The sequence below is a fragment of the Acuticoccus sediminis genome, from assembly GCF_003258595.1.
Classification (GTDB): domain Bacteria; phylum Pseudomonadota; class Alphaproteobacteria; order Rhizobiales; family Amorphaceae; genus Acuticoccus; species Acuticoccus sediminis.
In genome coordinates this window covers 1,496,256-1,509,527 of sequence record NZ_QHHQ01000001.1, presented here as the reverse complement: position 1 = coordinate 1,509,527, position 13,272 = coordinate 1,496,256, and the positions used below count along the sequence as shown (strand labels likewise).

The window sequence follows — 13,272 nt, the reverse complement described above, 5'->3', positions numbered from 1 at the left end:
GCGACCGCGGTGCCGGCGCGGCTCAGAAGACATTCCAACTCAGAACCTTGCACATCGCAACAGATTAATATATCAACTCCCACAGATCGTGGGGACTCTCCCGATCCAACAAAGAAAACAACCGGGAGGGGATCACGTCGCTTCGATCGCGAGCGAACACCCGCGCACATCTATCGTCCCGGCGGATACCATCGGTTCAGGCCGCTGAATTCGCCGCCCGTTTCTCGGGCTGACGTCGACTGTTCGCCATTTGGCGGCAGACGGATCTGTGACGGACCTCACCACGACACCGACATGGCAGCCGACCGGGCCGCCGCCGACCTCGGTACCCTGCCGGGGCGGCAGTGGTTGCGCCAGCCCAGGGGCCATTCCCAAAGCCTATGACCGACCGCAAGAAGACATACGAGGAGCTGCGCTCCGCCCGATGGATGGCGCCGGACGATTTCCGGTCGTTCGGCCACCGCTCGCGCATCATGCAGATGGGCTACGCGCCGGAGGACTGGGAGGGGCGCCCGGTCATCGCGATCCTCAATACCTGGTCGGACATCCAGCCCTGCCACGCCCACTTCAAGGATCGTGTCGAGTGGGTGAAGCGCGGCATCCTGCAGGAGGGCGGCCTGCCGATCGAGCTGCCGACGCTCTCCCTGTCGGAGAATTTCGTCAAGCCGACGACCATGCTCTACCGCAACATGCTGGCGATGGAGACCGAGGAGCTGCTGCGCTCCCACCCGGTCGACGGCGCGGTGCTGATGGGCGGGTGCGACAAGACCACTCCCGGCCTCGTCATGGGCGCGGTGTCGATGGGGCTGCCCTTCATCTTCCTTCCCGCCGGCCCCATGCTGCGCGGCAACTACGCCGGCCAGGTGCTGGGCTCGGGGACGGACTCCTTCAAGTACTGGGACGAGCGGCGCGCCGGCACCATCACCAAGGAAGAGTGGCAGGGCGTCGAGGGCGGCATCGCGCGCTCATACGGCCACTGCATGACGATGGGGACCGCCTCCACCATGACCGCGATCGCCGAGGCGCTGGGGCTGACCCTGCCCGGTGCGTCGTCGATCCCGGCGGCCGATTCCAACCATCAGCGCATGGCCGCGGCCTGCGGACGGCGCGCGGTGGAGATGGTGTGGGAGGACCTGACGCCGGACAGGATCCTCACCGAGGCAGCCGTGACCAACGCCGTCACCGTCGCGATGGCGACGGGCTGCTCCACCAACGCGATCATCCACCTCATCGCGATGGCCCGGCGCGCCGGGATCCCGCTGGAACTGGACGATCTCGACCGGATCGGCCGCGCCACGCCGGTGATCGCCAACGTGCGCCCGACCGGCAAGGGCTACCTGATGGAGGACTTCTTCTACGCCGGCGGCCTGCGCGCGCTGATGAAGAACCTCGCCGAAAAGCTCGACACCTCGGCGCTCACCGTCTCCGGCCGGACGCTCGGCGAGGGCATCGAGACCGCGAAGGTCTTCAACGACGACGTGATCCGCCCGCTCGACAACCCCGTCTACCACGAGGGGTCGCTGGCGGTGCTGCGCGGAAACCTCGCGCCGGACGGCGCGGTCATCAAGCCGGCCGCCTGCGCGCCGGAGTACCGCGTCCACGCGGGTCCCGCGCTGGTCGCCGACAGCTACGACGAGCTGAAGGCGATCATCAACGACGAGGACCATCCGATGACGCCGGACACTGTCCTCGTCCTGCGCAACGCCGGCCCGCAGGGCGGCCCGGGCATGCCCGAATGGGGAATGATCCCGATGCCCAAGGCCCTCCTGAAGAAGGGCTACCGCGACATGGTCCGCATGTCGGACGCCAGGATGTCCGGCACGTCCTACGGCGCGTGCATCCTGCACGTCGCGCCGGAGGCCTACGTCGGCGGGCCGCTGGCGCTCCTGAGAAACGGCGACATCGTCGAGCTGGACGTGCCGAACCGGACGCTCAACATGCGCGTCTCCGACCAGGAGATCGCCGCCCGCCGCGCTGCCTGGCAGCCGCCCGAGCCGCGCTACGGCCGGGGCTACGGGGTGATGTTCTCCAAGCACATCATGCAGGCCAACGAGGGCTGCGACTTCGACTTCCTCCTCACCGAGGCCGGGCCGAAAGTGCCCGAGCCGGCGATCAACTAGGCCGCCCGCAGTGCCGTGCGGAGCTCATCCCGGTCGTCCGGACCCGCGCCCGCAAGGGCGTCCCGGGCCGTCGGGCGGGATGGCGCCGCCACGCGGTCGGGCCCGGCCGGCGCGGCACTCTCCGAAACCGTCCCCGGCTCGCTCCGCTTCGCCGCCGCCGGCTCCCGCCGGGGCGACGTCCAGGACCGGAGCGCCAGCGTCCGGTCGGCCTGCCGCCGACGCCGGATCCGCTCTGCCGTCGCCGCCAGCCCGTCTTCCGACAGCGGCCACGCCGCGCTCAGCTCGATGTCCGCCAGCGTCACGCCGAGGTCGTCTAGCTGCCAACCCGGCGCGTTCCGCAGCGCTTCGAACGCACGCCGGCGCCGCCGTTCGGCCCGCCGCGCCTGCAGCCGTGCCAGGACGTCCGCCCACAGGCTCCGCCCGCGATCCGTCTCACCCGTCATCGAGGCCATGTTCGCACCCTCCAGGTTCCGTTGACCTCAATGTGAGTTCGCCCCACTCATCAGTCGAACGAATTGTTTTGACGAGATCGGTCAGCTATTTTGACCAGTGTACGTCGAAGGGAGTTCGATCGATGGGCCTGCAGCTGTTGGACACGGATCTCATCCGCACGTTCGTCTCCGTGTGCGAGACCGGGAGCTTTCGGCGCGCCGCCGAGCGCATCAACCGCACGCCGTCGGCCGTCTCGATGCAGATGGCCAAGCTCGAGGAGCATCTCGGCGCGCCCCTCTTCCAGCGCGAGGGGCGGTCCATCGCGGTCAGCATGAAGGGCGAGGAGCTGTTCGCCTACGCCAAGCGCATCCTCTCCCTCAACGAGGAGGCGGTGTCGCGCTTCCGCAAGCCCAACCTCTCGGGTCTCGTCCGCCTCGGCGTGCCTGACGACTACGAGACGCGGCTCCTGCCCAGCGTCTTCGCCCGCTTCGCCAAGGTCTGCCCTGACGCGCAGATCGAGCTCGTCCTCGCCACCAGCCCGGAGCTTGTCGAGCGAGTCGCAAAGGACGAGCTCGACGTCGCGATCGGCACGTCGGAGGCGATGTCGACCGCGGAGGTGCCGGGCGAGCTCCTGCATGCCGAGCCGATGGTCTGGCTCGGCCGCGTCGGCGGAACGGCGAAGCTGAAGCGCCCGCTGCCGGTGGCCGTACCGGGCCACCACTGCGCCTGGCGGCACATGGGCCTGCAGGCGCTGGAGCGGGCGGACGTCGCCTACCGGACGGCCTTCACCAGTGAGCACTCGCACGGCCAGCTCGCCGCGCTGATGGCCGACCTCGCGATCTCCCCCCTCCCCGCCAGCTACCGCACGGCGGAGCTGGAGCGGATCGGCGAGGAGGCGGGACTGCCGGAGATCGGCCTCGTCGCGACGCACATCTGTGTGCACCCGACCGCCAACGACACCGCCCGCGCGTTCGCCGACATCGCCCGCGAGACCTTCGCCAACCACGAGGTCCCCTCGCGATGAGCGCCGCCGGTATCCGCCTCGCGGCCATCCGGTCGAGGACGCGCTGCGCGCCGGCGTCGATGACCTCCTCGACGCTCGTGAACCGCTTCGTCCCGCCCATCGCGCTCCACACCCCAGGACGCACCACCGGCCGCCGCGCCGCCAGCACAGAGGCTGACATGACCGACACACCGACCGTGAGCCCCGAGACCATCGAGGCGCTGCGCCACGTCTCCGTCGCGACGCTCGCGACGGCCCTCTACAAGCGCGGCCTGCGCTCGCAGGTGATCCAGGACGTGAGGCCGCTGAAGCCCAAGGGGCGCAACATGGTCGGTCCCGCCTTCACTCTGCGCTACATGCCGGCGCGCGAGGACCGTAACCAGCTCGTCGAGTTCCGCAATCCCGAGCACCCGCAGCGCAAGGCGATCGAGACGTGCCCGCCGGGCTGCGTGATGGTGATGGACTCGCGCAAGGACGCCCGGGCGGCCTCGGCGGGCGACATCCTGGTGACGCGGCTGATGATGCGCGGCGTCGAGGGCGTCGTGACCGACGGCGGCTTCCGCGACGCGATGAACATCGGCGAGCTCGACATCCACTCCTACCACCACCGCCCGTCCTCGCCGACGAACCTGACGCTCAACGAGGCGATCGAGATCAACGTGCCGATCGGCTGCGGCGACGCGCCGGTGTTCCCGGGCGACATCCTCGTGGGCGACGACGACTCGGTGATCGTGCTGCCGGCGCACCTCGCCAACGAGATCGCCGCGGAAGCGACCGAGATGACCGCCTACGAGGACTTCGCCATCGAGCGCGTCCGGGGCGGGGCCACCATCGTCGGCCTCTACCCGGCCACGAAGGAGGAGAACCTCGAGGCGTTCAAGGAATGGCGGGCGAAGGCCGGACGCTAGGCCGGTGCCCCTCGAAGCGACCTACCGCGCCTACATCGCGGCCCTCAACGCGCAGGACTACGGCGCGCTCGACCGGTATGTGGCCGAGCACGTCGTCTACAACGGCGAGACGCTGACCCGCGAGCAGTACACGGACCAGATCCGCCGCTCCTACGCGGCGCTCGAGGGTCTCGCCTATGTCATCGACCAGGTGGTCACGTCGGGCGACGACGTCGCCGCGCGCCTCGTGTTCGACGTCGTTCCCGTCGCCCCGTTCTTCGGCGTCGCGCCGACCGGGCGGCGGGCGGTCTTCGCCGAACACGTCTTCTACCGCTTCCAGGCGGGGCGGATCGTCGCCGTGAGCTCGCTGATCGACCGCGCCGGCTACGCCGAGCAGCTGGGCGCATCGACGCTCCCGCCGGAATAGAATACGAATCATGCTCAACCAGATGTCGAAAACGCACGCACGCCCGGCCGCCGGTGGGACCCCGGTCGCGGCCGTAACAACCGGGAGGATCCCCCATGTCCGAGACGCTCGTTGACACCCCTGTCCGCCCGAACGACCCGGTGATCCGCCTCGATCCGGCCGACAACGTGGTCGTGGCACGCCAGGACATCCCGGCCGGCACCGAGATCGGCTCGGAAGGGGTGGTGACGCTCGCCGACATCCCCCTCGGCCACAAGATCGCGACCCGCCCTATCCGCAAGGGCGAGGCGATCCTGAAGTACAACACGACGATCGGTTTCGCCGGCGACGACCTGGAGCCGGGATCCTACCTCCACGTCCACAACGTACTGAACGGGGACGTCGCGAAGGACTACCGCTTCGCCGAGGACTACCACCCGGCGGACCTCCTGCCGGAGGACAGGCGCGCCACCTTCATGGGGATCAGGCGGGCCGACGGCTCGGTCGGGACACGCAACTACATCGGCCTCTTCATCACGGTGAACTGCTCGGCCACCGTCGCGCGCAAGGTCGCCGCCTACTTCGACGAGGAGCGGCTCGCGGACTACCCGAACGTCGACGGCGTCGTGGCGTTCGTCCACGAGCAGGGCTGCGGCATGGAGCTCACCGGCGAGCCGATGGACCTGCTGCGTCGCACCCTCGCCGGCTACATCAGGCATCCCAACATCGCGGGCGCCGTGGTGTTCTCGCTCGGCTGCGAGCGCAACAACCTGCCGAAGTTCTTCGAGGAACAGAGCCTCGAGTCCGGCAAGATGCTGCATGCGGTGACGATGCAGAAGGTCGGCGGCACCGCGGCGGCGATCGAGGCCGGCAAGAAGGCCGTGCGCGACATGCTGCCGCTCGCCAACGAGGTGAAGCGCGAGCCGTGCTCGGCGGAGCACATCTCGATCGGTCTGCAGTGCGGCGGTTCGGACGGCTTCTCGGGCCTCTCGGCCAATCCGGCGCTCGGCAAGGCGGTGGACCTCCTGGTGCGCCACGGCGGCACGGCCATGCTGTCGGAGACGCCGGAGCTCTACGGTGTCGAGCACACGCTGACGGCGCGGATGCGCTCGCGCGAGGTGGGCGAGAAGTTCATCGACCGCATCAACTGGTGGCTCGACTACACCAAGGGGCGCGACACGCAGATGAACGGCGTCGTCTCGCCCGGCAACCAGGACGGCGGCCTCGCCAACATCATCGAGAAGGCGCTGGGCGGTTCGAAGAAGGGCGGCTCGGCCGGTATCGAGGACGTCTACCGCTACGCCGAGCCGGTGAAGACGAAGGGTCTCGTCATCATGGACACGCCCGGCTTCGACCCGGTGTCGGCCACGGGGCAGATCGCGGGCGGCGCCAACCTCATCTGCTTCACGACGGGGCGGGGTTCGTGCTTCGGCTCCTTCCCGGCACCGACGATCAAGCTCGCCACCAACACGCCGATGTTCACCCGCATGGTCGGCGACATGGACATCAACTGCGGCACGGTGATCGACGGGCAGAAGTCGCTGGACGACATGGGCGAGGAGATTTTCCAGACCATCCTGCGCATCGCCTCGGGCGAGAAGTCCAAGAGCGAGGCGCTGGGCGTCGGCGAGGAGGAGTTCGCCCCCTGGCCGATCGGCGTCACCGGCTGACGGCGCGGCGCCCCGCACCCGCGGCCGGACCTCGCGTCCGGCCGCGCTCCAGCACCGCCTGCTCGGCCGGGATCAGCTGAGCAGGCCGAACGTTTCGGCACCCGAAGCCCCCCGCGCTCGATCGCCGCGTGGCGCGCTAGCCGTGGTGCGGCGAGGAGCGGGCGGGATCCTCGGCGGACGCCGGATGCGCCGGCGAAAGCTCGTACGCCGGGGGGAGTTCGGCGGAGGCGGGCCGGGACGGCTGGCCCGGAGCATCGCCGGGCGTTGGCGCCGGCTTCTCGGCGCCGTACTCCAGGGCCTCGCCGTCGACCCCGGCGGCGGCGGACGACGTGTCGTTCGCGGCGACCCAGGGCGGCGTCGCCATTCCGCCGGCGCGGGGAAGCGCCATCGGCAGGGCACCGACCATCGGGACTCCGGGGGGAACGGCGATGCGCTCCGGCGGGCCGAGATAGTGGACTGGCCGGACGGCGCTGCCGCGGCGCGCGTCCGGGAGCCAGTCCGCGCCGACGTCCTGCGTCATGTGCCAGGCGTTGAGGGCGCCGATCAGGCACTGGTAGTCCGCGGTCGGCACCTCGCCGATGAAGCTGCGGCCGTCCTTGAAGGTGCAGCGGAAGATCGTCCACTCCTGCTTCGACATGAGGGCGAGCAGGCCGACGAGCGCCAACGGGCCGAGCGGCAGGAGGCAGAGCGTCACCGCCAGCGCCCAGCCGACGCGGCGCTGAAGCATCACCCCGCCGCGCCTGATCGTCTCGATGTCGGACGGGCCGTAGACGATGCGGGGTCTGCCGCGCCGCCGGCCGCCCGACAGGGCCAGCCGCAGTTCGACCGACGCGCTGCCCAGCGCCATCCGGTGCGGCGAACCCGGTGCGAAATCGCCCGAGACGACTCTGACCCTGTCCATCCCCGCCTCCCATTCCGCTCCGGAGGGAACCCAACCGCAGGCCGGCCCGAATTGCAACCTATAATTTCATTCTCTCACCACTCCCGGTAGCCGGCCAGACCCTGAAAAAGCTTCTATGATGATGAAAAACGAAGCGTGTTCGGGAGGCACGATGAACCTTGCCAATTGGCTCGCCCGCAGTGCGACACTGACACCGGACGCCCCCGCCCTCCTCCACGGCGCGGAGGTCGTCGCGACCTACGCCGGGTTCGCGGACCGGGCGGCGCGGATCGCGACCGGTCTGCATGGCAGGGGTGCCGTCGCCGGCGACCGTCTCGCCCTCTTCATGTCCAACACGCCCGACTACCTCGCCATCTGGTGGGGCGCGTGGTGGGCGGGCCTCGCCGTGGTGCCGATCAACTCCAAGCTCCACGAGAAGGAAGCGGCCTATATCGCCCAGCACTCGGGCGCCCGCTTCGCCGCCGTCTCCGTCGCGAACCTCGTCGCGATGAGCCTCACCTACCTCGCGGACGTCGACGAGGTGTACCCGACCGACGCCGCCCTCTACGCCGCGCCAATGTCCCACGGCGCCGGGTGCTACAACCTCATGCACGTCATGAAGGGAGCGCGGCACGTGGTGCCGAGGTCCGGCGGCTTCGAGCCGGCGGAGATCCTGGAGCTCGCCGGGTCGGTCGGCAGCATCCACATGTTCGCGGCGCCGACGATGGTCCGCCGGCTGATCACGCACGCCGAGGCCGTCGGCCATCGCGGCGAGGGGATCCGCACCATCGTCTATGGCGGCGGGCCGATGTACGTCGCGGACATCGAGAAGGCGGTGGACCAGTTCGGGCCGCGCTTCGTGCAGATCTACGGCCAGGGCGAGACACCGATGACGATCACCGGCCTCCCCCGCCACCTCGTCGCCGACCGCACCCACCCGCGCTGGCGCGAGCGGCTCGGCTCGGTCGGCATCGCGATGTCCTCCATGGAGGTGCGCACGGTCGACGAGGCGGGACGCGACGTCCCCGAGGACGAGGTCGGCGAGGTGATCTGTCGCGGGCCGTCGGTGATGTCGGCCTACTGGCAGAATCCGGACGCCACCGCCTCCACGCTGCGGGACGGCTGGCTCTGGACCGGCGACATGGGCGCGCTCGACGCCGAGGGCTTCCTCACGCTGAAGGACCGGTCGAAGGACATGATCGTCTCCGGCGGCACCAACATCTACCCGCGCGAGGTCGAGGAGGTGCTGCTGCGCCATCCGGATGTCGCGGAGGTTGCTGTGGTCGGACGGCCGCACGAGGACTGGGGCGAGGAGGTGGTCGCCTTCGTGGTCGGCCGCGCCGGCCCCGTCGACCCGGCGGCGCTCGACGCGCTCTGCCAGAGCGAGATCGCCCGGTTCAAGCGGCCGAAGGAGTACATCGTCGTCGAGGCCCTGCCGAAGAACAACTACGGCAAGGTGCTCAAGACCGCGCTGCGGGAGCGGTTCGCGAAGGCGCCGGCCTGAGTCACGGTGCGTTCAGCGACGGGCGATCACATTGTCAGGCAGCGGCGCCTGAACGCCTAGGCTCACCAGTAGCCGCGTGCTACGCCCCGCGCCCAACATGCGACGAATAGGGAGTTGCGCGCCGATGAGAGTTTCGAGTTTCGGCGGAGCGCTGGCTGCGGTCCTGCTCGCCTCGACGAGTGTTCTGGCCCAGACGGCGGCGACGAGCACCACTTCGGTCACCTGCGAGGCCGGAGGCGCCCAGTGCGCCCCCGAGCCCGCGTCGATCAGCGATGCGCCGGCCCGGCCCGCAGACGGCCATGACACCGCCGACGACCCGGTGCACCGCGGGTTCGGTGAGCCGGGCTTCGACCCCTCCTCGGCCGATGGCGAGGCCGCGCCCGCACCGATCCTCACCCGGGTCGAGGACGCCGCCCGCCGCCTCGGCCGTGCCGCCGCAGGGAGCGAGATCCTGATGAGCCAAGCGAGCGACGGGCGCCCGGCCGAGGTCGAAGGCGTCGTCTCGGACGAGCCGGAGGCCGACGCCGCCGAAGTCGCGGCGGTCGCCGACGTCGCGGTGACGCGCGTGACGCTCGCCACCGGCGGCCTTGCCCAGGTGGAAGGGCGGATGGACCGCGCGTCCACGACGATGCGCCTCGCCATCGAGCGCCCGCAGGTGGCGGACGTGCTGCGCACCCTGGTGGTCACCGGCGCCGCCCCCGTGGTCTCCATCGACCTCGAGGCGGCCGAGCCGGTCGGCGAGCGCTCGGCGACCGGCCGGCTGCTCGCGGGCGACCTCTCCGACCCGATGACCATCCTGGAATCGGTCATCGGCGAGGAGGTCACCGTCTCCGGCGGGCCGCGCCAGCTGAAGGGCCGCCTCCTCGCCTTCACGCCGGTGACGGTCCCCGGCAGCGACACCGAGCCGGAGCGGCCGGGCCTGCGCATCGCCGTCGCGACCCCCGCCGGTCAGATCGACTTCGCCGTCTTCCCCTCGCTCGAGCAGATCGCCATCACGGGCGATGCCGTCGCGCAGCGGATGGCGGGTCTCGTCCCGGCGCTGTCGGAGAGCGTCGACGACGGCCGGCGCGACCTTTCGGTGCGCCTCGCCGAGCCGGTCGAGGCCGGGTTCTCCTTCGTGGTTCCGACCACCGTGTGGCGCCCGTCCTACCGGGCCATCATCGGCGACGCCGGCGACGTGACCCTGCAGGGCTGGGCCACGCTGGAGAACACCACCGGGCTCGACTGGAACGGCATCGAGCTCCGCCTCGCCGTCGGCACCCCGGTCGCGTACAGCCAGGACGTCTACGCCCCGCTGCGCACGACGCGCCCGACCGCGCCGTTCGAGGTCGGCCGCACCGCGCAGACCGACCTCGTCCCCTCCGCCGAAGCCGCCGAGGTGGCCGACGCGGAGCCGAGCTGGCGCTCGCGCGGCCTCGCCGCGATGGCCTCGCCCGCGCCGGAGGCCGCGGCCCGCGACGCCAAGGGGTTCGGCCAGATCTCCGGTCTCGTCACCGGCGGGCCGGCCGTCGCGGGCAGCGCCTCGACGGTCTTCCCCGTCGCCGGGTCGATCGACCTCGCGGCCGGTCGCACCCTCTCCGTTCCGTTCCTCGACGCCTCGCAGGACGTCGACAGCATCACATACTACGACCTCCTCGCCGGCACGCAGCCCTTCGACGCGCTGGAGATGGAGTTCGACGCGGACGCGACCGTGCCGGGCGGCCTCATCGCCGTCTACGACAGGGACGGCTTCGTCGGCGACGCCCGCTTTGCCGGGGCCGACGGGGGCGAGGTCAGCATCCTGCCCTTCGCCGTGTCGGCCGACGTGAAGGCTTCGACCCAGAGCCGCACCGTGCGCCACCTGTCCTCGGCGAGCCTCTCCGGCGGGAGCCTCATCCTGCGCCGCGAGCAGGTCACCGAGACCATCCTCAGCGTCGCCGCCAGCAAGGACGTCACCCTCGTCACCGACGTCTCCCGCTTCGGCAGCGGCCGGGTGACGGCATCGGCCGAAGGGCTGGAGCCCGACGTCGCCAACATCGACGAGGACCGCGCCCGCGTGCGCGCCGCTCTGCCCGAGGGGCGCCACACGATCGAGATCGTGACGCGCAACCCGCAGCAGGAGCGCTACATCCTCGCCAACCTGCCGGACCAGATCCTCGAGGAGGTCCTTTCGCTCGGCGGCGAGATCGACGACGCGACGCGCAAGCGCCTCGAGGAGGTCCGCGCGGTCACCGAACGCATCGCCACCATCGACCGGCGCATCGCGACGCTCGAGGCCGACATCGAGAGCACCCGCCGCGCGGTGGAGTTCGACCGCGACAACCTGGAGGCCATCAACGCCTCGACTCCGGAGGGTGCGCAGGTGCGCGCGCGCATCATCGAGCGGACCAATGAGATGAACGCATGGCAGCAAACCGTCAGCGAGCTGCGTAATCAGCGGCTGGAGGAAATGTCCGCCTTGCAAACCGGTCGCGAGGCGCAGTAAAGCAGCCGCCCGGCGCGATCCGTCGCGCCGGGACGCTTCCCCGGCAACGCCGAAAACGAGGTCCGTCACGGGCTTCGGATCACGGTGATGTGACGGGGCCACCGAAGTCGGACCGGTCGCAAAAAACTGTGCCCGCCGACACATAGCGGTGCCCAACCCCTGACCATCTCCGTGCTCGCGCCGGGATGATCCGGCGGCAGAAGGCACCGGAGAGTATCATGAGTTACAAGTCCGTGTTGCTCGCGGCCATGATCGGCCACGCGACTGCACTCCTCCTCGCAGCCATCGTCGTGCTCGTCACGCTGACGATGGCCGAGGCCGACGCGCTGCCGCTCGGCGTGACGGCCGTCGCGGCGGAGACCGGCACCGGCCGCGCCGACGCAGGCTACCCCGTCACCCAGGCGGACGACGTGAAGGACGGCGACGACGCGGCCTATGGCGACCGGGACGGCACGTCCGGCGCCGGAGACGCCGGTGAGGACGACGTCGTCAACCTCGACGACGACCGCGTGTGCGTGCGCAAGAAGTGGCGCGAATGGAGCCAGTCCCGTCAGCGCTGGTTCTTCAAGTACGGCCTGGTCTGCTCCGAACAGACCACCAACTGAGGGCGCGGCCCCCGAAGAGGAGCCGCAACCCCGCCGATCCGGCATCGCATCGCCAGCCGTCCACCGCCCGTCCGCCGCGAGCCGGCGGCATTCCCGCATCGCACGGCCGCCTCGCCGTCCCCGCGCCCTCTCTCGGACGCGCCACGGCCTTGCAAGGGCGGGGAGGTCAAGCTAGGCACGCTCGCGTAACCGGAAGATGTGATTGCCCATGTCGACGCCCGCCGACACCCCGCCCGCCGACGCCCTCGCCGCCGACGCTCCCCTCCGCGCCGAAATCATCGCCACGGCGCTGCCGTACATGCTGCGCTACGACGCGCGCACCATCGTCGTGAAGTACGGTGGCCATGCGATGGGCGATCGGGAGCTCGCCGCCGACTTCGCCGAGGACATCACCCTCCTCACGCTGGCCGGCATCAACGCCGTGGTCGTCCACGGCGGCGGTCCCCAGATCGGCCAGATGCTCGAGCGGCTGAACATCAAGTCCGAGTTCCAGGACGGCCTGCGCGTCACCACGCGCGAGACGGTCGAGATCGTCGAGATGGTGCTCGCCGGCGCCATCAACAAAGACATCGTCTCGACCATCAACGCCGCCGGCGGCCGGGCCGTGGGCCTGTGCGGCAAGGACGGCCGCATGGTCCTCGCCGAGCCGCTGAAGCGCACCGTGCGAGACCCCGATTCCAATATAGAGCGTGTCCTCGATCTCGGCTTCGTCGGCGAGCCCGTCGAAGTCCGGCGCGACGTCCTCGACGTCCTCGCCAAGCAGGAGATCATCCCCGTCATCGCCCCGGTGGCGCAGGGTGCCGACGGCGAGACCTACAACATCAACGCCGACACTTTCGCCGGTGCCATCGCCGGCGCCCTCGGGGCGACGCGCCTCCTCTTCCTGACGGACGTGGACGGTGTGCTCGATTCCAACCGCGAGCTCATCCGCGAGCTGACGGTGGCGGAGGCGCGCCGCCTGATGGCCTCCGGCGTGATCTCCGGCGGGATGGTGCCGAAGGTGGAGACCTGCATCGCGGCGCTGGAGCGCGGCGTCGACGGGGTCGTCATCCTCAACGGCAAGACCCCGCACGCGGTCCTGCTGGAGCTCTTCACCGACGGCGGCGCGGGCACCCTCATCACCCGCTAACGGACTGGCCGGCGGTTCATTCCCGACCGCCGGCGCCCTCCGGTTGCGACCGTCACGTTGGCGTGTGTTCGCAATCATTGCGTTGACCTGCCGTAAAATTGCCGCTTGTTAGCGGCAACAGGATGGCGTGGCATGCCAGCACGGCTGCACCGACCGATCCCCGCGGCCACAT

11 protein-coding genes are annotated in these 13,272 nt (G+C 70.3%); 9 read left to right on the top strand and 2 right to left on the bottom strand.

Features of this window, described 5'->3' with window-relative positions:
• Positions 1–380: 380 nt before the first annotated feature.
• Positions 381–2,120, top strand: a complete 1,740-nt coding sequence (araD, locus tag DLJ53_RS06555) for an L-arabinonate dehydratase (RefSeq protein ID WP_111343300.1) — start codon at positions 381–383, stop codon at positions 2,118–2,120.
• Here the strand turns inward: araD and DLJ53_RS35140 are convergent.
• On the bottom strand, positions 2,117–2,572 hold the full coding sequence (locus DLJ53_RS35140; RefSeq protein WP_162408954.1) for a hypothetical protein: 456 nt from the start codon (positions 2,570–2,572) through the stop codon (positions 2,117–2,119). The two genes, araD and DLJ53_RS35140, sit on opposite strands and share 4 nt — an antisense overlap.
• Before the next feature lie 122 nt (positions 2,573–2,694).
• Here DLJ53_RS35140 and DLJ53_RS35135 point away from each other — a divergent pair, with 122 nt between their 5' ends.
• The 4 genes from DLJ53_RS35135 (at position 2,695) to DLJ53_RS06535 (ending at position 6,518) form a co-directional block, all read left to right on the top strand.
• Positions 2,695–3,576, top strand: a complete 882-nt coding sequence (locus tag DLJ53_RS35135) for a LysR substrate-binding domain-containing protein (protein ID WP_162408952.1) — start codon at positions 2,695–2,697, stop codon at positions 3,574–3,576.
• Between the two features lie 176 nt (positions 3,577–3,752).
• The gene (locus DLJ53_RS06545; protein WP_111344167.1) at positions 3,753–4,463 is read left to right on the top strand and encodes a ribonuclease activity regulator RraA; all 711 of its coding nucleotides are present in this window, start codon (positions 3,753–3,755) and stop codon (positions 4,461–4,463) included.
• 4 nt (positions 4,464–4,467) lie between these two features.
• On the top strand, positions 4,468–4,869 hold the full coding sequence (locus tag DLJ53_RS06540; protein WP_111343296.1) for an ester cyclase: 402 nt from the start codon (positions 4,468–4,470) through the stop codon (positions 4,867–4,869).
• 95 nt (positions 4,870–4,964) lie between these two features.
• The gene (locus DLJ53_RS06535; RefSeq protein ID WP_111343294.1) at positions 4,965–6,518 is read left to right on the top strand and encodes a UxaA family hydrolase; all 1,554 of its coding nucleotides are present in this window, start codon (positions 4,965–4,967) and stop codon (positions 6,516–6,518) included.
• Positions 6,519–6,654: 136 nt separating this feature from the next.
• On the opposite strand, the gene DLJ53_RS06530 is transcribed toward DLJ53_RS06535, so the two are convergent.
• A complete protein-coding gene (locus DLJ53_RS06530) occupies positions 6,655–7,419 on the bottom strand; it encodes a hypothetical protein (RefSeq protein ID WP_111343292.1) in 765 nt (254 codons plus the stop codon).
• A gap of 151 nt (positions 7,420–7,570) precedes the next feature.
• On the opposite strand from DLJ53_RS06530, the gene DLJ53_RS06525 reads away from it, so the two are divergent.
• The 4 genes from DLJ53_RS06525 to argB all read left to right on the top strand — a co-directional run bounded on the left by DLJ53_RS06525 (position 7,571) and on the right by argB (position 13,100).
• A complete protein-coding gene (locus tag DLJ53_RS06525) occupies positions 7,571–8,902 on the top strand; it encodes a class I adenylate-forming enzyme family protein (protein WP_111343290.1) in 1,332 nt (443 codons plus the stop codon).
• A gap of 124 nt (positions 8,903–9,026) precedes the next feature.
• Positions 9,027–11,366 carry a hypothetical protein gene (locus tag DLJ53_RS06520; protein WP_111343289.1) on the top strand — a complete coding sequence of 780 codons (2,340 nt, stop codon included), beginning with the start codon at positions 9,027–9,029 and terminating at the stop codon, positions 11,364–11,366.
• 218 nt (positions 11,367–11,584) lie between these two features.
• Positions 11,585–11,971, top strand: coding sequence for a hypothetical protein (locus DLJ53_RS35130; RefSeq protein WP_162408950.1), 387 nt, complete (start codon positions 11,585–11,587; stop codon positions 11,969–11,971).
• A 208-nt stretch (positions 11,972–12,179) separates the two neighbouring features.
• Positions 12,180–13,100 carry an acetylglutamate kinase gene (gene argB, locus DLJ53_RS06510; RefSeq protein ID WP_111343287.1) on the top strand — a complete coding sequence of 307 codons (921 nt, stop codon included), beginning with the start codon at positions 12,180–12,182 and terminating at the stop codon, positions 13,098–13,100.
• Positions 13,101–13,272: the final 172 nt, after the last annotated feature.

Coding starts and splice junctions, on each gene's coding strand:
- argB (WP_111343287.1), top strand. CDS start 12,180: ATGTCGACGCCCGCCGACACCCCGCCCGCCGACGCCCTCGCCGCCGAC.
- DLJ53_RS06535 (WP_111343294.1), top strand. CDS start 4,965: ATGTCCGAGACGCTCGTTGACACCCCTGTCCGCCCGAACGACCCGGTG.
- DLJ53_RS35140 (WP_162408954.1), bottom strand. CDS start 2,572: ATGGCCTCGATGACGGGTGAGACGGATCGCGGGCGGAGCCTGTGGGCG.
- DLJ53_RS06520 (WP_111343289.1), top strand. CDS start 9,027: ATGAGAGTTTCGAGTTTCGGCGGAGCGCTGGCTGCGGTCCTGCTCGCC.
- DLJ53_RS06530 (WP_111343292.1), bottom strand. CDS start 7,419: ATGGACAGGGTCAGAGTCGTCTCGGGCGATTTCGCACCGGGTTCGCCG.
- DLJ53_RS35130 (WP_162408950.1), top strand. CDS start 11,585: ATGAGTTACAAGTCCGTGTTGCTCGCGGCCATGATCGGCCACGCGACT.
- DLJ53_RS35135 (WP_162408952.1), top strand. CDS start 2,695: ATGGGCCTGCAGCTGTTGGACACGGATCTCATCCGCACGTTCGTCTCC.
- DLJ53_RS06525 (WP_111343290.1), top strand. CDS start 7,571: ATGAACCTTGCCAATTGGCTCGCCCGCAGTGCGACACTGACACCGGAC.
- araD (WP_111343300.1), top strand. CDS start 381: ATGACCGACCGCAAGAAGACATACGAGGAGCTGCGCTCCGCCCGATGG.